The organism is Chryseobacterium sp. KLBC 52 (assembly GCF_003347605.1).
Lineage (GTDB): Bacteria > Bacteroidota > Bacteroidia > Flavobacteriales > Weeksellaceae > Chryseobacterium.
This window is the reverse complement of the sequence record NZ_QDFZ01000012.1, coordinates 84,965-103,857: the sequence shown is the minus strand read 5'-3', so window position 1 is coordinate 103,857 and position 18,893 is coordinate 84,965. Positions and strand designations below refer to the sequence as shown.

The window sequence follows — 18,893 nt, the reverse complement described above, 5'->3', positions numbered from 1 at the left end:
CGAAATAATTAACAAATTTTTTAACATTATGAACAATTACGAAACTGTTTTCATTTTAACTCCCGTTCTATCTGAGGCACAGGTAGAGGAAGCAGTGAACAAGTATGTAGATCTAATCAAAGAAAAGAACTGCGAAATCGTTGCTAAAGAAAACTGGGGATTAAAAAAATTAGCTTACCCAATTCAATTGAAAAAGAATGGGTTCTATACTTTAATCGAATTTAAAGGAGAAGGTACTGTAGTTGCTGATTTAGAATTAGCATTTAAGCGTGACGAAAGAGTAATCCGTTACCTTACTACAAAACTTGACAAGCACGCTGTAGAGTACGCTGTAACAAGAAGAGCTAAAGTAAAAGCAGCTAAAGCTTAATTATTAACCCTATTTTTTAAAAAAGACAAGACATGGCAATAGATGAAATGGCTAAACAAGCCTCAGCAGGAGGAGAATCAGAAGTAAAATTCCTTACTCCACTTGATATCAATACAAAATCTGAAAAGAAATATTGTAGATTCAAAAAATACGGAATTAAGCACGTTGATTACAAAGATGCTGATTTCTTATTACAATTTGTAAACGAGCAAGGTAAAATTTTACCAAGAAGATACACTGGAACTTCTTTAAAATACCAAAGAAAAGTTTCTGCTGCTATCAAAAGAGCAAGACACCTTGCTTTACTACCATACGTAGCTGACTTATTGAAATAAGACAAAAAATAAATAAAAGAAGAGGTATTCCTCTTCTTTTGTTGCTGAATACATCATTAATTCTAACTTGATTTTAGATATAAACTAAAATCTTAAAAAGGACAACAACAATGGAAATTATCCTAAAAAAAGACGTAGAAAACTTAGGACTTGAGTTTGATACAGTAAACGTAAAGCCAGGTTATGCTAGAAACTTCTTGATTCCTCAAGGAATTGCTCTTTTAGCTACACCTAAAAACAAAGCTGCTTTAGAAGCTACATTAGAAGCTAGAAAAGAAGAAGAAGCTAAATTAATCGCTGCTGCTAACGCTGTAGTTGAGCAATTGAAGAAAACTTCTATCACGATCCCTGCAAAAGTAGGTGCTGGTGACAAATTATTCGGATCTATCAACAATGCTGATCTATCTGCTGCTTTAGAAAAAGCTGGTGTTTCTGTAGAGAAAAAATACATCAAGATTCCTGGTAACACGATCAAAAGAACTGGTAAATTCGCAGCTCTTATCAGACTTCACAGAAATGTTGAGTACAACTACGAGTTTGATATCGTATCTGATGCTCCAGTGGAAGCAGCTCCTAAAAAAGAAGAAGCTAAAACTGAAGAAGCTTAATAAGCTACTGAGAATTTCTCAAAATACAGACCACTTCAATTTATTGAGGTGGTTTTTCTTTTGTATAGGGTGACGTTGGAGTAAGATTGATATGAACTACCCCGTCTTTTTGCTTTGCAAAAATCCACCCCTTCAGGGAAGGGGAATATAGGAAAGCTTATCTGCTATTACTCGTTAAATTAGCTTTTTAACAACCTTATACGTAGGAACAGGCAAGAAAGTTTATCCCGCACTATAAAACCCGTTACCTCGTAACACGCACCCCGTAAACCAAATCTCAAACCCTCAAACCCTCCCACTCACTACTTATCCCCTCTCAGTTTATGCTGATACTCCGTAGGGGCAATACCAATTACCTTTTTGAAAATATTACTGAAAGACGACAGGCTGTTGTACCCTACCATCATGGCAATTTCGTACATATTATATTTTCCTTCCAGCATCAGCTCAAGCGAGCGGGTAATTCTCAACGCCCGTAGAAAACGAATGTAATTCATGCCCAGAATCTCTTTAAATTTCCTGGAAAGGGTTCTTGTACTCATTCCGAATTCTTTTGCCGTAGATTCGATCGTGAGAGGCTTTTCAAGGTTAGCATGGATATATCTTGCAATCTTCAGTAAGGTTTCATCTTTGGGAAAAGGATGTTGTATGGGAAAGGCAAGATGTTTGTGTTTTTTCTCCTGTAAAACACCTTTAAGAGCTTTGAGAAAAAAATATTTAGACGTATCATTTTTTGTGATTTTCCCATCCCATTCTTTAGTATATAAAATCATTTCCCGAAGTAAATTATTTACGGAATAAATATTAATTTCATCAAAAAAGCCACTTTCATTTTCTTCCTTTTTAAAATAGAAGTTATATAAATCAACCTTCGGACTGGTAGAAAAAATATAGTGAGGAGTTCCGGCCGGAATCCACATAAAACACCTGGCAGGAAGATACCAGTGTTTCTGATCTGTAAAAACATGTACAATACCGCCTTCTGCATAGACTAACTGTGCAGAACTGTGATAATGAATCTCTGTGGTTACATTTCCGGTAAGGACGTGATAAACGTAAAATTCGGTATCATCTTCTTCTACTTCTTTAAAATGGCTGTTGTTCATTCCATAAAGGTAAGAAGAATTTCTAAATTGGCGTAAATGAGCAAATCTTTTTCTGTTTTCACAAATAGGGTCTGTAGCTTCTCATCGTAACTTTGCTGCATCAAAATCATTTTAGCAAAAATCCTTTAATTAATTTATGAATATCATATTGAACGCATGCCGGTATATGTGCATTGCGTTGTGCTTATTATTGAGCAACTTTTTACATTCACAGATGATCGATTACCAGCATCTCGGCTTACAACAAGCTGTAGAGATTGGTTTGAAAAACAACAAAAACATCCAGATCAGTCATCTGAAACAGGAAATGTCCGTTACCAAAGAGAAAGATCTCAAAATGGAAAAACTTCCGGACATTGAATTTCATACAAGCTACAATCAGGTCACCAACCTGTTTCAGCATCAGAATGGCGTATTTAATAATGCGACCAAGTACGATGTGATTAATGGAATGTATGATTTTACATTATCCGCTTCCATTCCGGTATACATGGGAGGAAAAATTAAAAATACAGAGAAAAAAGCGGCGATAGACACTGAAATTTCAACTTTAAAAACCCATCTGGACGAAAGACAGCTTAAAATGGCCATCATTACTGCTTTTCTACAGATTCATCATTTAAAAGAGCAACAGAGTCTTATTAATGATAAAATGAAGGAAGATTCCGTCAACATCAAGCAGGTAAAAGCGTTGAAAGCTAATGGTGTTGTAACGGTCAATGAAGTCTTAAGAACTTCTTTACAGCTTTCCAATCATAAAATGAGCTGGACAGAACTGGATAATGATATTCAGATTGCAGAACATAAACTGAAAACGATTCTTTCACTTCCTGAAAATCAGGAAATGCATGTCAATACAGAAGATCTTATTTCGGATAATGCTGCCATTCCTTATGTTGATGAACTGACAGAAACAGCTTTAAGCAAAAATGAGTCTGTTGAAATCACCCATAAGAATCTTTCTCTGAAAGAACTGGATCAAAAGATTACCAAAGCGAATTATTTACCCAAAATTACAGCTGGGGGAGAATATTTTTTAAAATATCCGAATATGATGTTCTTTCCTCCTGAACCCTATGCATATCGCCTGGGAATGGTGGGGGTAAACCTTACCTATCCTATCGAGAATCTGTACAAAAATAAGTACAGAATGCAGGAAGCAAGGGAAAATATTGATCTTGCCAAACTGCAGATTGAAGAAAACGAGGAAAATGTAAGACACAATGTTTACGAAGCGTATAAAAAGTTTGAAGAGACAGACCAGAAGGTAAAAATTGCTGAAGAAGCGATTAATCAGGCTAAGGAAAATTACCGTATTGTAAGAACTAAATACGCCAATAAACTAAGTCTTATCACTGAACTGATAGATGCAGACAACACGTATCTGGAAGCTGAATCTAATCTTATTTCCGTAAAAATTAACCGACAACTTAAATACTACCAACTCCAATATACTATTGGGAACTTATAAAAACTATGGCACAGAAACAATTGACACAAAAGGAAAAAAGAATCAACAAGTCCATTACTTTACTGGCCTGGATCCTGATCATCAGCGGAATCACAGGAATGGTAAGCTTTTATCTTTTTTCGAGAAAAAATGTGACGACGAATGATGCGCAGATCGAGCAATATATTACGCCTGTATCCAGTAAGGTTTCAGGGTTTATCAAAACGATAAAGTTTAACGAAAACCAGTTTGTACATAAAGGTGATACATTAATCGTCATTGACAACAGAGAGTTTGTGAATCAGGTACATATGGCTGAAGCGAATCTTCATGCCAATACGGCAACCATCAGTACTATTGAAAGCGGTGTTAACACCAAAGAAAGTGATACAAAGATTATTGATGCTAAAATTGCTTCTGCAAAAATTGATATATGGAGAACGGAACAGGATTTTAAAAGATATAAAAACCTGTTGTCAGAAGATGCAGCTACAGAGCAGGAATTTGAAAATGTAAAGGCTTCTTATGAACAATCAAAAGCCAATCTTTTAGCATTGGAACAGCAGAAAAACGCAGTAAAAGCCGGAGCGAACGAACAACAAACCAAAGTTGCTCCTGTAAAAAGCCAGATCCAGCAGAGTTCTGCAAGTCTTAATAATGCTAAACTGTACCTTTCCTATACTGTAATTACGGCTCCTTATGACGGGTGGGTTGGAAAAAAGACCATTCAGGAAGGGCAACTGATTAAGGAAGGGCAAGCTCTGGTTCAGATTGTCAGCAAAGAAAAATGGATCATTGCCAATTATAAAGAAACACAGCTTGGACAGATTGATCAGAGCAAGGAAGTAATCATTACTGCGGATGCTTATCCCGATGTTGAGTTTAAAGGAAAAATTCTTTCCGTTTCTCCAGCTTCAGGTTCTCAGTTTTCCCTGGTAAAACCTGATAATGCAACGGGAAATTTTGTGAAAATTGAACAGAGATTTCCTGTGAAAATTATTCTGGAAAACAATAAAGACAACGAAAAACTGCTTTCCGGAATGAATGTTCTGGTGAGTGCGAAGAAGATATGAGTTTGAGTGTGGGAGGGTTTTAGGGTTTTAGAGTTTTAGAGTTTTAGAGTATAAAAATATCCGGTTTTATTATCATTTTCAAATTCTCTCATTTTCAAATTTTCAAATTAAATTATTTTTTTAGCGAAAAGGCAAACTGCAAAATAGCGAATCTGCCAATTTTTTCTTATGCATATTTGCCATTTTACCTTTTACTTATTTACACCTTTGCCCTTTGTCTTTTCGCATTTTTAAATCCGGTTCAATGACGATTTGTTCATTTACCATATCCTTTTCTAAGCTTAATGCTTACAAATTATGCAACACAATACAGTTTATCATAAATGGGTACCACAATGGCTGAAACTGCCTCTTCTTATACTGGCATTGTTTCCCCACCTGATGTTGTTGTCGCTTTTACATTCGAACAGCGCCTTCACATCTTCTTTTATGGATGTAGATTCAGATGACATCCAGTATTTAATGATTTTGATGTACGGGACATTTGTGGTTACCCTTTTAGTTTTACAGCGGTTTATGGCCTATTTCAGCGTCAAATATTATGTACTGCTGATGGCTTCCATTTCCGTAATCATTCTTTACGTTTTATCAGTCACCCATGATTATCATGTCATATTGGTGATCAGGTTTTTAGAAGGAATTTTCGGGTTGCTGGAAGGCGCTATTTTTCTGCCTTTAATTATTGCTGAATTAAAAACAAAACATGCCAAAGTTTTAGCATATCTCTTCATGTATACGATCATGCTTACCGGAGGAACGATTACCACTTCCCTGTTGAAATCAAGTATTGAAGATTACGATTTTCAGCATATGATTCTTATGATGGTGTATTTCCATGTATTTGTCCTGATTATTGGTATTGCTTTATTCAACAGAAACAGATTCTTTCCTAAAAAACCTTTGTACCAATTGGATATTACCAGCTGGTTTTTGCTTTGGGTATGTCTCCAGGCTGGCGGTTATGCTATTATTTATGGCAAAAGACTCATGTGGTTTGAGTCTGATACCATTATTATGTGCCTGTTTATATTTCTTCTTTCAGGAGGATTATTTATGTTGAAACAAAGAAATTCCAAGAGACCGTTGTTCCATTTTGAAGTCTTCAGCTCCAAAAATGTGATTGCAGGAATGATTCTGTTTTTCATTTTTTATCTGATCCGTTCCGGGTTGAATAATGTCTACAGCATCATGGCTACCGTATGGAAATGGCCCTGGGATTATATTGTGAACATCCAGTACTGGAATGTGGCAGGAACTCTTTTGGGAATACTATTATCAGGAATCTGCCTGGTTCGTGGAATTTCTTCAAGGATTGTTTTCTTCACAGGATTTCTGTTACTGGCCATAGATTGTGCATGGTTTACCTATACTTTTTATCCTGACACTACCCTTTCTACCATCTGTCCGCCATTATTTCTGCAGGGAGTTGCGCAGGGCTTATTATTTACCCCCCTTGTTTTCTTTCTGATTTCAGGAACTCCGGAAGAATATGTATCCAATGCTACAGCGTTAGGAACGACAACCCGTTTCTGGACAACCGCTATCGGATATGCATTGATGCAAAACCTGATGCTTTTTTTAACATTAAAACATGCTGATACCCTCAGTGCTAATTTTACAGATACCAATCCTGTTTTTTACAATCAATGGAGTCAAATTTTCGGAGCTAATATTTCCAAACTGTCAGTGAATGATTCTTTATCCATGACGGCAGGAGCTTTTAAAGCTAAAATAAACGCTCAGTCTATCCTCCTTTCCAATATGGAAATTTTCACGGGATTATTCTGGCTGGCACTTGTTACGGCAATTGGACTGCTGTTGTATCATCCTGTAAAAATTGCGGTAAGAAATATCATGTAGAATTATTCTCCCCAAAAAGACCAGACTGTTCCGTTGAAAACTGCCAATTGCTTTTTCTGGGTATCATAAACCATCATACCCGCGGCAGGAGAAATAATATTGAGATGGGGAGAAGCTACTTTCGGTAAAATCATGGCTTTATTATTGTCTTCGAGCACCAGAATTCCGGAAACAGATGATGGTGTTCCTATAGAAACCTTTGCATCAGGCTGATCTGCCAGACTATCCTGCAGACTCGTATCAGCAACGCCTGCAGCATCCACGGAAAGGTCTTTCCAAACATTATTCTGATAGACTTTCACTTTCATATCTGAAGTATCAAATATTAATGTGCCATTCACCACATTTTGAATACCGGAAGTATCTATTACCCAAGGAAGAACAATACCGCGGTTTTCATTTCCAAACTCAACAGATGATGAAGCTGATTCTAATGTCGTTTTTCCTAAAGCAACCTGGGCATTAAAGATTCCGGAAGCTGTTATTATAATGATTAAGGCTATTTTTTTCATAACGATTCAGTTTTTTGTTAATCCGGACAGGTTTGGGTATTGAAACATTTCCAGCCTGTGGCAGTTCCGTCAATATTAACCTGCAGACAATTTTGTGTCGTATTGTAAACGATCATTCCTTCTTTAAGGTCTGCCTGTGGGATGGCTGCAACCTGAGCATCGGTAAGCCTGTTAAGAACAAAACCTTTATTCTTTGATTCCAGTACAGCCCACGCTCCTGTTCTTACTCCCGGCCAGTTACTTCCTCCTTTATCTGCTCTGCTTAATGAAGTAATTCCAAAATCCGCAGCAAGTACGGTTCCTGCTGTCACTGCAGGTTTATAACAAGGTACATTCCCCTGAATCGTAACAGTTACCGTTGCCGTATCACAATTTGACGGAGAAGCGGTCTGGCAGATCTGATAGACTAAAGTATAATTGCCAGGAGGAGTTCCCGGAGCTACCAGAATATGTCCGTCATTTGTATTCAATGAAATATTGGGATTTGATGTTGATATCTGAGATAAAATAACATTGGAAAGGGTTGCCTGTGCTCCGCCATACGTTTCAAAGTCGTTATCCAGAACAATTCCTGCAGAAGATCCTCCTGCAACAATAGTATAGGTGTCATCTACCGCCATTGGGGGCAAATCTCCATTAATAGCAGGACAAAATCCAGGGTTGATGATCAAGGGTGCACTACAGTTGTTGGTAGAAGCACAATCATAGGTAACATTCGTCAGAAAACTTGGATTACTGTTCATGAAAACCGTGCCTGGATCAGATACGCCAGTAGTTCTTCGGAAATCGAGATTAGGACCAATCACGACATTTCCCACCTGAATAGGATTTTGCAAAACGATATATCCTTTTTTTGTAGAGGAAGCAGGTCCCTGAATGGCAGCATTCCCCCCTTGATATTGGTTCAGTGCCAGTTCTCCTTCATTATAAATAACAGCATCAGCAGGGGCATTATTCATATTTCCCGTGGAGGTAAAAAGACCAAAATTGTAAATTTCGCTGCTGCTTCCGGACAAATTAATATCTCCCCCCACGGTAAAAAATCCTGTGTTAATAATTTTACCGCCATTAATATTAAATCCGCTCTGAGAAATAATAGTTCCACAATTCACATAGACACTCTGTTCACTATTTCCATAATTTCCACTGAGCAATATCAGTCCGCCTCCTTCATTTCTGAACAAAGTAGTTGCAGAACTGCTCATATTAAGGTTTCCGTTGATATTCAGATTCCCATAATTATCAATAGTATTATTGGTGTTATCACCTAACTGTAAAACGCCAAGTTCAATAAGTCCTTCATTAATAATGTTATTCACCTGCCCGTCCATCGTAAGGTTACCATTGCCTCCTCCAACCGTTATATTTCCGGTATTATAAACATGTACATCAAGATCGGCAACAGCTGTCAATGTCTGATTAAAATTAAGCGTTCCATGAACTTCAAAACTCAACGGAGCATTAATTACTCCACTGATATTATTCTGAAACTGCAGGGTAACACCGGAAGCAATGCAGATTTTAGCGTTTGTTCCGAATGTCGGATTATTAAATGTCATATCCGAAGTAAAACAAACCGTAGTATTATCCGGAAAATGATAGTTGGGATCTGTAGGGTTTTGAACGTCGCAGCTTGTACATTGTGCGTAACTGAAATAACAAAAGAATAAGGGAAATAAATAGAACAATTTTCTCATCCGCAAAATTTATACAAATAAAACTACAACATTTTTATCACCAAACAATGAATTTCACAATATTTATGATTAAATTAATTAAAAAATAATATAAAATGATTTTATTTAAATCAATATTTAATTATCATTAATAAATTTCCCATCCATACGATCCTGAAAATAAGAACGTTTAATATTATAAAAGTCACCAATGGAAGTTGAGAGCATTCTACTGAAGCAAAGAGATTTTTTCAAAACACAGCAAACCAAAAGCATTGCTTTTCGGAAAATGTATCTTGAAAAGCTTAAAAACCTTATTATTTCCAATGAAAATATGCTATATGAAGCTATTAACAAGGATTTTGGAAAATCAAAATTTGATACTTTCACTACGGAATTATCTTTTATTCTGAATGATATTAATTATTATCTCAAGAACCTAAAATCTCTGTCCAGGCCTAAAAAAGTAAGTACCAACCTTGTCAATCAGCTGGGAAACAGCAGAATTTACTCAGAGCCATTGGGCTGTATTCTGGTAATTGGAGCCTGGAATTATCCTTATCAACTATCACTTTCTCCCATTATTGCGGCAATAGCTGCCGGAAACTGCTGCATTCTGAAGCCCAGTGAAATTGCGGAAAATACCATGAAAGCAATGTCAGCCATCATCAATGAAAACTTTCCGCCTGAATATCTGTATGTGTATGAAGGAGGTATTGAGGAGACAACCGCGCTTTTAAAACTAAGGTTTGATAAAATATTCTTTACCGGAAGTACAAAAGTCGGAAAGATTGTGTACAAAGCAGCTGCAGAGCACCTTACTCCGGTAACCCTTGAACTCGGCGGGAAATCTCCGGCTATTGTCACGAAAAATGCCCATCTCGAAATGGCAGCTAAAAGAATTGTCTGGGGTAAATTCCTCAATGCAGGGCAAACTTGTGTAGCTCCCGATTATCTCCTGGTGGAAGAAACCATTCAGGAACAGTTTCTGGAAATGCTCAGGAAATATATTAAAGAATCCAAATATGATCAGGATTCTGAACAGTATACAAGAATTATTAACCTAAGGAATTTTCAACGCCTGGTACGTCTTATTGATAAAGAAAAAGTCTATTCCGGAGGTTATTGTGATGAAGAAAAACGCTATATCGAGCCCACAATTCTGAATCATATAGACTGGAATGACGACATCATGCAGGAGGAAATTTTTGGACCTCTCCTGCCGGTTATCAGTTTTCAAAATTACAATGCAGCACTCAACTCCATTGTAGAACTCGAAAAACCTCTGGCCGCCTATCTTTTCACCCAAAATGCTGAAGAGAAAGATCAATTTACCCGAAAGCTTTCTTTTGGAGGAGGATGTATCAATGATACCGTGATGCATTTAAGCAATGATAATCTTCCGTTTGGAGGTGTTGGAAACTCAGGAATAGGAAATTATCACGGAAAGTATGGTTTTGAAACCTTCTCTCACCAAAAAGCAGTTCTTGAAAAAGCAACATGGGGTGAACCGAATATCAAATATCCTCCCTATTCTGAGAAAAAGTTGAACTGGATTAAAAAATTATTATAATTTCTCCCTGAAAAGGGATTTTAATTAAAAAAACAATATATTTACGACCTAAAACTAAAATCAATAACCATGAAAAATTTGAAAAAATTATCAAGAGAGAAATTAAGTAAACTAACAGGAGGAGTATCATGTGCTTCATCTTGCTCGGATGGAAGTATGGTATATATCAGTTCTTGTACTTCGTGTATTCAGTATTCAGGCGCCGCAGCTTGCTATGATGCTAATGGAAGAGGTGTAATACGCATGGAATTTTGTGCTGCTTCTTAATATAAAAAAACAAAAACCCGTTCCTGACGAACGGGTTTCTTTTTAAAGAATCTTTCCTTTTTCCAGGAATTCTTTTACTTTTTCTCTGCTATAGCCTTTTCCTGATTCTAAAACTTCACTTTGCTGAACATGAAGCTTTTTGCCGTCCTTATCTAATATGATAAAGAAAGGATAAAACTGTTGTTCCTTAATATTGATATATTGAGCAAAAACTTTTTCATTCTTATTGTCTGGAGAATAGTTCAGATGGTAATATACATAGTTTTTATCTGCTAATTCCTTCAGTTCAGGAGTAGTTTGTACGAAATTATTAAAACGAAGACACCAGATACACCAGTTTCCACCCGCCTGGATCATTATATTTTTGCCTTCTTTCTTAGCCTGGGCCACTAATTTATTAATATCTGCCTGAGCATCAGCTTTTGGATCATAAGGTTTAGGAAGCTTAGCCTTTTCTTCAGCTGCCTTTTTCTGAGCCTCTAATTTAGCCTGCTCTGCAGGAACTATAAGAGCTGCTTTTTGTTTTCCTTTATCAGTCGAATTCTTTACATCCTGCGAAAAAGCAAAAGTACTTAAACCCAGGAAAGCGAATATTATCAATTTTTTCATAATATAAAAGTAAAAAAAATAATATATATCCTTCTGCAAAAATAGAACCATAATTTTATTATCACTAAATTTGCGTGTTTTATGAATTTTCTAATCAAAATATTATATCTGATCTCCAAGCTTCCGCTGAAAATATTATATGTTTTTTCGGACGTCATCTTCTTCCTGAATTATTATATTGTAGGATACAGAAAAGAGGTTATTACGCAAAACCTTAAAAACTCTTTCCCTGATAAATCTGAGGAAGAGATTAAAGACATCAGAAAAAAATTCTACCTTAATTTTTCAGATTATCTGGTAGAAACCATCAAATCTTTCAGCATTTCGGAAACAGAATCCCGGGTGAGGATGCAGCATATCAATCAGCATTTATTTCACGAAGCTAAAGAAGAAGGTAAAAATATTATTCTTCTGGCAGGGCACGTTTTCAATTGGGAATGGATCAATGCACTGGCAAGAATTATTCCTCAGGCGCACTGCCATCCCGTTTACAGAAAGGTAAACAGTGATTTTTGGGAAAATCAGATGAAGAAAGTCCGAAACAAATTTGGAAATGAAGCACTGGAAGCCAATGAAGTTATTCTGAATATTTTCAGATCTAAAAATAACGGAGATTCAGCGTATATGTTTGTAGCTGACCAAACGCCTCACCACGCTCATGTCACTTACGGACTGGAATTTTTGAACCAGCGTACTCCAGCTTTTATAGGCTATGACAGGCTTGCCACAAGGATGGATCTTGTTTTCATCTATTGTGAAATGAAAAAGGTAAAACGCGGTTATTATCAGGTTAATTATCACAGAATATATCCGGATGGTGAAAAGTTTACAGAAAATGAAGTTGTGAGAAAATTTCATAAATTATTGGAAAACACTTTGCACAAATATCCTGACAACTATCTTTGGTCACACAGAAAATGGAAATATCAGGATTCCATTAAGAATTTTGATTCTGAAAAAAAATAGATTGACATGCAGAAAAAACTGGCAATTGCCATCTTAAACTGGAATGGCAGAAATTGGCTTGAGAAATTTCTTCCGGGTGTGGTACAATTTTCTCAGAGTGCGGATATCTATGTGATAGACAATCTTTCTACGGATGATTCCATTGCGTTTTTACAAAGGAATTTTCCCACCGTACATATTATTCAAAATGATCAGAACTATGGGTTTGCAGGGGGGTATAATGAAGGATTGAAATCCATTCCCAATGAATATTACTGTCTTCTGAACTCCGATGTAGAAGTTACTGAGAACTGGACAGAACCTGTATTGGAACTGTTGGAAAAAAATCCTTCTATTTCAGCGGTACAGCCTAAAATTTTATCTTATCATAAAAAAAGTTATTTCGAGTTTGCAGGTGCTGCCGGGGGCTTGATAGATAATCTTGGATATCCTTATTGCAGGGGAAGGGTTTTTGATGATCTGGAAGAAGATAAAGGCCAATATAATGACGAAACGGAGATTTTCTGGGCATCAGGATGCTGCTTTTTCATCCGTTCAAAAGATTTCTGGGAACAGAATGGTTTTGATGCAAGATTTTTTGCTCACCAGGAGGAGATTGACCTTTGCTGGAGGCTTATCAATTCAGGAAAAAAGATTTATTACACCGGGAAATCCAAAGTTTATCATGTAGGAGGTGGAACGCTCAACAAGCAGAGTGCACAGAAAACGTATTTAAACATCAGAAATAATCTTTCTATGATGTTTAAAAATCTTCCTTTCCCCCGCTTGATCTTCCTGATATTTTTCAGATTATGTCTGGATGGAATTGCCGGAATTTATTTCGGTTTAAAGCAAGGTTTCCCCCATCTGTGGGCTGTAGTAAGAGCCCATTTTGGATTTTATGCCCAGCTTCCCGGAACATGGAAACTTCGCCAGAAACATCAGAAGAGTCAGTTCTACCAATCGAAATGGCTGATTTTTAAACATTTTTTGGGTGGCAGATGATAGGTAATAGGTTGCAGGTAATAGGGATTACGGAAAACTACAACTTTCTTTACTTATCATGAACTAAGGATTCATTAGGGTAAAAATTTATAACTTCAATTAATCTTAAATTCAAAACCTTAAACCTTAAACTTTAAACCCTGAACATTAAACTCTAAACTATAGAACCAGCAACTGAATAACAACCAACAACTTATAATAAAAAACAATGGATTTCTGTGCAATAGATTTTGAAACGGCCACTCATGAGAAAAGTTCCGCTTGTGAGATGGGAATTTGTGTGGTACAGGATTCTAAAATTGTAGAAACAAAGACCTGGCTGATCAAACCTCCGAGTTTTCCTTATTTCAGTAAATTCAATATTGCTGTACACGGAATTCAGCCGGAAGATGTAAAAGATGCCCCTACCTTTGATGAAATCTGGTATGAAGCTCAGGATATGATGTATGGCAGTCTTATGATTGCTCACAATGCGGGATTTGATGCTTCTGTTTTAAGAGGATGTCTGGAGCACTACGGAATGTTTACCCCAAAATTGAACTATCTGTGCAGTATTCAGCTTGCCAAGAAATCATGGAACTACCTTCCGAAATACGGGCTTAAGCCATTAGCAGAATATCATCAAATTGATTTTACCCATCACAGAGCAGGAGCTGATGCAGAAGTTTGTGCTAAAATATCTTTACTGGCATTTGAAAAGCTCTTCCTCACCAGCAATGATGAAGTAAATGAGTATATGAAAGCAAAAATTAAAAAGCTTTAGTCATCTTACAAACAAACAGAACCCGGGTTCCTTTGTAAAAACCTGTACTTGGTACAGAACATCTGTTATTAATTACTCAACACTTCAGACAACAGATTGAATTTTGGAATATCAATCTCAAAAGTTTCCTGTGTCTCCATGTTTTTAACCAGGTATTTTCCGCTCATATTTCCTACTCCGGAACGAAGCATTACATTGGAAAAATAAGCAAAATTTTCATTGGTTCCTATCTCGGGAGTCAATCCAATCACTCCGTCGCCTATAATTTCTGTGTATCCGAATCCGACATCGAAGATCAACCATTTTCTTTTCAATACTTTGATAGGAAAGCTTCCGTCATTTTCTATCGTGATATTGTATTTAAAAACGTAACGGTTTTCGGAAGGATAACTGTTTTTACTATCATATTCAGGTATTACTGAAACTTTGATATTAGAAGTCATTTTTGAAAACATCATTGTAGTATTTTCTTAATAAATACAAAAATCTCGCCTTTTTTAAGGCGAGATCATATATTATGTTATAATTTTATCAAAAACTATAATCCAAGGCCTTTTCTTTCGTCACCTCCCATTAGAATTTCAACAGGATTGTCGATACCTTCTTTTACCGCTACAAGGAATCCTACAGACTCTTTACCGTCGATAATTCTGTGGTCATAAGACATGGCAACGTACATCATTGGTCTGATTACTACCTGTCCGTCCACCGCTACTGGTCTCTGGATAATGTTGTGCATTCCCAAGATTGCAGATTGTGGAGGGTTGATGATTGGTGTAGACATCATAGATCCGAAAGTACCTCCGTTTGTAATGGTGAAAGTACCACCAGTCATTTCGTCAACCGTAATTTTACCGTCTCTTACTTTAGTAGCAAGATCTTTAATGTTGGCTTCAACACCTGCAAAAGACATATTTTCAGCATTTCTCAATACCGGAACCATTAATCCTTTAGGACCTGAAACGGCAATTGAAATATCGCAGAAATCATAGTTTACTTTGAAGTCTCCGTCGATAGATGCGTTTACATCCGGATACATTTGTAGTGCTCTTGTTACTGCTTTTGTAAAGAAAGACATGAAACCAAGTCCTACTCCGTGTTTTTGAGCAAATTCTTCTTTATATTGCTTTCTTAATCTGAAGATTTCAGACATATCCACTTCGTTGAAAGTCGTCAGCATTGCTGTTTCGTTCTTCACAGAAACCAATCTCTGAGCGATTTTTCTTCTTAAAACTGAAAGTTTAGTGGTAGTGGTAGTTCTTGCACCTGTAGCAGTCATAGGGCTTCCTCCTAATGCAGGAACTGCCGCTAATTCAGCATCAGTTTTAGTGATTCTTCCATCTCTTCCTGTTCCTGAAACCTGAGCAGCATCCATTCCTTTCTCGTCAAGGATTTTCTTAGCAGCCGGAGATGGAGCTCCTGTTGCATAAGTTTGTGGAGCAGCTACCGGAGCAGCTGGTTTTGGAGCTTCTTGTTTAGCAGGCTCAGCAGCTTTCGGAGCTTCTTCCTGTTTTGGAGCTTCAGCAGCAGGTGCAGCACCTTCTGGTCTTGCAGCATCCATATCAATTAAACAAACTACCTGACCTACTTGTACTACATCACCTTCTTCTGCCTTCAAAGTGATCACACCACTTTGTTCTGCAGGCAATTCAAGAGTTGCTTTATCTGAATCCACTTCGGCGATAGGTTGATCTTTTTCTACATAATCACCATCTTTTACAAGCCAAGTTGCAATTTCAACTTCTGTAATTGATTCGCCCGGTGAAGGAACTTTCATTTCTAAAACTGACATATCGAGTATTTTTTATTTTTTAATTGATTATTATTTAAATTAAGCTGTAACGGGTCTTTTTGCAGGAGCATCATCTCTGTCGAAAACTCTGTTGATCACTGCATTTTGGTTTTTCTCAAACATTTTGTGGCTACCTGGAGCTGGTGCACCGCTTGGTACCGGAGCTACTACCTGGATTCCTGTATCTCTGAAGTTTCTCAGGATATAAGACCAAGCCCCCATATTTTCAGGTTCTTCCTGAGCCCACACGAGTTGTTTTCTGTTTTCATATTTGTTGAAGATGGCTTCGATAGCATCTGTCTGAAGCGGATATAACTGCTCAAATCTTACTAAAGCAATGTTTTCACAGTTCAGTTCTTCTTTCTTCGCCAGTAATTCGAAGTACAGTTTACCTGAACAAAGAACTACTTTTTCTACTTTTTTAGGATCTGCAGTAGGATCGTCCAAGATTGGCTGGAATGAACCTGTTGCGAAATCTTCAAGCGGAGAAACCACTTTAGGATGTCTCAATAAAGATTTAGGGCTCATTACGATCAATGGTTTTCTGAACGCCCATTTCAACTGTCTTCTCAATAAGTGGAAGTAGTTGGCAGGAGAAGTAATATTAGCTACTACCATGTTTTCGTTAGCACAAAGAGTAAGGAATCTCTCCAATCTTGCCGAAGAGTGCTCTGCTCCTTGTCCTTCCGAACCGTGAGGCAATAACATTACCAATCCGTCCTGAATTTTCCATTTTTCTTCTGCAGCAGCTAAATACTGGTCAACAATAATCTGAGCACCGTTCACGAAATCTCCGAACTGAGCTTCCCAGATGGTTAATGTATTTGGAGACGCCATTGCATATCCGTAATCGAAACCTAGAACACCATATTCTGAAAGGTGAGAGTTGAATACATCAAATCTGTTTTCAGAAACATGTCTTAACGGGATGTATTCTTCTTCTGTATCTTCAGTTTTTACCACAGCATGTCTGTGAGAGAATGTTCCTCTTTCCACATCTTCTCCGGAAATTCTTACATTATGACCTTCTACAAGTAGGGTTGCATATGCTAACCACTCTCCTAACGCCCAGTCTAATGAGTTTCCTTCAATCGCTTTGATACGGTTATCGAAAAGTCTTGTAATTTTATTGATGAACTTTTTGTCTGCAGGAAGTGTTGACATCTTAAGCGCCAATTCTTTCAGCTTCGCCAGGTCATATTTTGTATCTACCGGTAACTGAACTGCTCCTCTCTTACCAATTGGATAGTTTACCCAATCTTCAGCCATGAACACATCCATTACGTTTTTCTCAATCTCTTTAGAAGCGTCAAAATCTTTATCCAGAAGAGCTTTGAATTCTGTTTCCATTTTAGCAATTACGTCGTTTGAAGTAACGCTGTCTTTAAGCAATTTATCTTTATAAATTTCTCTTGGGTTCGGGTGTTTTGAAATAGTCTTATAAAGGTTAGGCTGGGTGAATCTTGGCTCATCCCCTTCGTTGTGACCATATTTTCTGTAACCTAAAAGGTCGATATAAACGTCTTTTCCGAATTTTGCTCTGAAGTCAGCCGCAAAGTGGATAGCGTGAACAACTGCTTCAGCATCGTCAGCATTGACGTGCATTACAGGAGATTCTGTAACTTTAGCAATGTCTGTACAGTATGTTGAAGATCTTGCATCCATATAGTTCGTTGTAAATGAAACCTGGTTATTCACAACTATATGAACTGTACCTCCTGTTCTGTATCCTTCCAGAGTCATCATCTGAGCCACTTCATAAGCGATACCCTGTCCGGCAATAGCACCATCACCGTGGATGATGATTGGCAATACTTTAGAATAATCTTTGTATTTGTCGTCTACTTTTGCACGGCAGATACCTTCTACCAAAGCAGCCACCGTTTCAAGGTGAGACGGGTTTGGTGTAAGGTTGATACAAACTTCTTCTCCGGAAGCTGTTTTGATCTTTTTAGAAGATCCTAAGTGATATTTAACGTCACCAGAGAATACATCTTCTTCGAATTCTTTTCCTTCAAATTCTGAGAAAATCTGCTTGTAAGATTTTCCGAAAATGTTAGTCAAAACATTCAGTCTACCTCTGTGAGCCATCCCTAGTACTACTTCATCTACTCCTAGCTGAGAAGATCTTGAGATCAATTGATCCAAAGCAGGAATTAATGTTTCACCACCTTCTAATGAGAATCTTTTTTGTCCTACAAATTTTGTGTGAAGGTAGTTTTCAAAAGCAACCGCCTGGTTTAATTTTAATAAGATTTCTGTTTTTTCGTTCGCAGAAAGACTTGGGTGGTTTTCGTTTACCTGAAGCCATCTTTTGATGAAATCTTTTTCTTCAACATTGTTGATGTGCATATATTCTACTCCGATAGAATCACAGTAGATGCTTTCAAGGTGCTTGATCAAATCTGCCAAAGTAGCAGGTTCTTTCATTCCTGTTTCAACAGCACAGTTGAATTTTGTATTTAAATCTTCTTTAGAAAGACCGAAATTTTCGATGTCTAAAGTAGGGGTATAATGTCTTCTTTCTCTAACCGGGTTAGTCTTTGTGAAAAGGTGTCCTCTTGTTCTGTAAGCCTCGATAAGGTTTACTACTTTAAATTCTTTCTTGATATGCTCAGGAACTTCTCCGTTGGATACTGCCTGAGAAATCTGTTGTTGAACTGCCGGGGCAGCGTTGGCTGAAGCCTGAATAAACTGGGTGTTATCGTCATCTCCGTAGTTCTCCAAAGCAAAATCGAAGCCTTGAAAGAAAGCTTTCCATGATGGTTCTAAAGAGTCCGGGAATTTTAAGTACTGTTGGTATAAATCCTCAATTAACTGAGAATGAGCTGCGTTTAGGAATGAAAATCTGTCCATTATTACAGTTTATCTATTTATTAAAATTTATTTGTAGAATTAATCTTCAAATTTAATAAAAAAAACCGAGTTAGAACAGTCTGAAACCGTTAA

At 37.2% G+C, this 18,893-nt stretch carries 18 protein-coding genes; 11 read left to right on the top strand and 7 right to left on the bottom strand.

Translation table 11 applies throughout. The annotated features are described in order from the left end of the window. Positions 1-28: 28 nt before the first annotated feature. From rpsF to rplI, 3 genes are all read left to right on the top strand, one after another. Positions 29-370, top strand: a complete 342-nt coding sequence (gene rpsF / locus DDF69_RS14000; protein WP_034695444.1) for a 30S ribosomal protein S6 — start codon at positions 29-31, stop codon at positions 368-370. 32 nt (positions 371-402) lie between these two features. Beyond that, the gene (rpsR, locus tag DDF69_RS13995) at positions 403-705 is read left to right on the top strand and encodes a 30S ribosomal protein S18 (RefSeq protein WP_002979091.1); all 303 of its coding nucleotides are present in this window, start codon (positions 403-405) and stop codon (positions 703-705) included. A 110-nt stretch (positions 706-815) separates the two neighbouring features. Further along, complete coding sequence (gene rplI, locus DDF69_RS13990; RefSeq protein ID WP_047429787.1) at positions 816-1,313, top strand: 50S ribosomal protein L9; 498 nt, start codon at positions 816-818, stop codon at positions 1,311-1,313. Between the two features lie 302 nt (positions 1,314-1,615). On the opposite strand, the gene DDF69_RS13985 is transcribed toward rplI, so the two are convergent. Next, the gene (locus DDF69_RS13985) at positions 1,616-2,419 is read right to left on the bottom strand and encodes a helix-turn-helix domain-containing protein (RefSeq protein ID WP_114821331.1); all 804 of its coding nucleotides are present in this window, start codon (positions 2,417-2,419) and stop codon (positions 1,616-1,618) included. Positions 2,420-2,633: 214 nt separating this feature from the next. On the opposite strand from DDF69_RS13985, the gene DDF69_RS13980 reads away from it, so the two are divergent. The 3 genes from DDF69_RS13980 (at position 2,634) to DDF69_RS13970 (ending at position 6,802) form a co-directional block, all read left to right on the top strand. Then, on the top strand, positions 2,634-3,890 hold the full coding sequence (locus DDF69_RS13980; RefSeq protein ID WP_114821330.1) for a TolC family protein: 1,257 nt from the start codon (positions 2,634-2,636) through the stop codon (positions 3,888-3,890). Between the two features lie 5 nt (positions 3,891-3,895). Then, a complete protein-coding gene (locus DDF69_RS13975) occupies positions 3,896-4,942 on the top strand; it encodes an HlyD family secretion protein (RefSeq protein ID WP_114821329.1) in 1,047 nt (348 codons plus the stop codon). 297 nt (positions 4,943-5,239) lie between these two features. Next, positions 5,240-6,802 carry an MFS transporter gene (locus tag DDF69_RS13970; RefSeq protein ID WP_162800937.1) on the top strand — a complete coding sequence of 521 codons (1,563 nt, stop codon included), beginning with the start codon at positions 5,240-5,242 and terminating at the stop codon, positions 6,800-6,802. Between the two features lie 2 nt (positions 6,803-6,804). On the opposite strand, the gene DDF69_RS13965 is transcribed toward DDF69_RS13970, so the two are convergent. Both DDF69_RS13965 and DDF69_RS13960 read right to left on the bottom strand, forming a co-directional pair. Continuing rightward, on the bottom strand, positions 6,805-7,314 hold the full coding sequence (locus DDF69_RS13965; RefSeq protein ID WP_114821327.1) for a hypothetical protein: 510 nt from the start codon (positions 7,312-7,314) through the stop codon (positions 6,805-6,807). A gap of 17 nt (positions 7,315-7,331) precedes the next feature. Further along, complete coding sequence (locus tag DDF69_RS13960) at positions 7,332-9,011, bottom strand: hypothetical protein (protein WP_162800936.1); 1,680 nt, start codon at positions 9,009-9,011, stop codon at positions 7,332-7,334. Between the two features lie 190 nt (positions 9,012-9,201). Between DDF69_RS13960 and DDF69_RS13955 the strand changes: the two genes are divergently transcribed. Continuing rightward, a complete protein-coding gene (locus tag DDF69_RS13955; protein ID WP_114821325.1) occupies positions 9,202-10,563 on the top strand; it encodes an aldehyde dehydrogenase in 1,362 nt (453 codons plus the stop codon). Between the two features lie 69 nt (positions 10,564-10,632). Beyond that, positions 10,633-10,830, top strand: a complete 198-nt coding sequence (locus DDF69_RS22530) for a bacteriocin-like protein (protein ID WP_410494291.1) — start codon at positions 10,633-10,635, stop codon at positions 10,828-10,830. 42 nt (positions 10,831-10,872) lie between these two features. On the opposite strand, the gene DDF69_RS13950 is transcribed toward DDF69_RS22530, so the two are convergent. Further along, positions 10,873-11,439, bottom strand: coding sequence for a thioredoxin family protein (locus DDF69_RS13950; RefSeq protein ID WP_114821324.1), 567 nt, complete (start codon positions 11,437-11,439; stop codon positions 10,873-10,875). Positions 11,440-11,520: 81 nt separating this feature from the next. Here DDF69_RS13950 and DDF69_RS13945 point away from each other — a divergent pair, with 81 nt between their 5' ends. From DDF69_RS13945 to DDF69_RS13935, 3 genes are all read left to right on the top strand, one after another. Then, positions 11,521-12,405 (top strand): lysophospholipid acyltransferase family protein, encoded by an 885-nt coding sequence (locus DDF69_RS13945; RefSeq protein ID WP_114821323.1) that lies wholly within the window; start codon positions 11,521-11,523, stop codon positions 12,403-12,405. 6 nt (positions 12,406-12,411) lie between these two features. After that, positions 12,412-13,389, top strand: a complete 978-nt coding sequence (locus DDF69_RS13940) for a glycosyltransferase family 2 protein (RefSeq protein WP_114821322.1) — start codon at positions 12,412-12,414, stop codon at positions 13,387-13,389. A 208-nt stretch (positions 13,390-13,597) separates the two neighbouring features. Beyond that, positions 13,598-14,152, top strand: coding sequence for a 3'-5' exonuclease (locus tag DDF69_RS13935; RefSeq protein WP_114821321.1), 555 nt, complete (start codon positions 13,598-13,600; stop codon positions 14,150-14,152). Between the two features lie 68 nt (positions 14,153-14,220). On the opposite strand, the gene apaG is transcribed toward DDF69_RS13935, so the two are convergent. The 3 genes from apaG to DDF69_RS13920 form a co-directional block, all read right to left on the bottom strand. Continuing rightward, positions 14,221-14,595, bottom strand: a complete 375-nt coding sequence (gene apaG, locus DDF69_RS13930; protein WP_228412001.1) for a Co2+/Mg2+ efflux protein ApaG — start codon at positions 14,593-14,595, stop codon at positions 14,221-14,223. Positions 14,596-14,690: 95 nt separating this feature from the next. Further along, the gene (gene odhB / locus DDF69_RS13925) at positions 14,691-15,944 is read right to left on the bottom strand and encodes a 2-oxoglutarate dehydrogenase complex dihydrolipoyllysine-residue succinyltransferase (protein ID WP_114821320.1); all 1,254 of its coding nucleotides are present in this window, start codon (positions 15,942-15,944) and stop codon (positions 14,691-14,693) included. Between the two features lie 39 nt (positions 15,945-15,983). Beyond that, complete coding sequence (locus DDF69_RS13920) at positions 15,984-18,800, bottom strand: 2-oxoglutarate dehydrogenase E1 component (RefSeq protein ID WP_114821319.1); 2,817 nt, start codon at positions 18,798-18,800, stop codon at positions 15,984-15,986. Between the last annotated feature and the right edge of the window lie 93 nt (positions 18,801-18,893).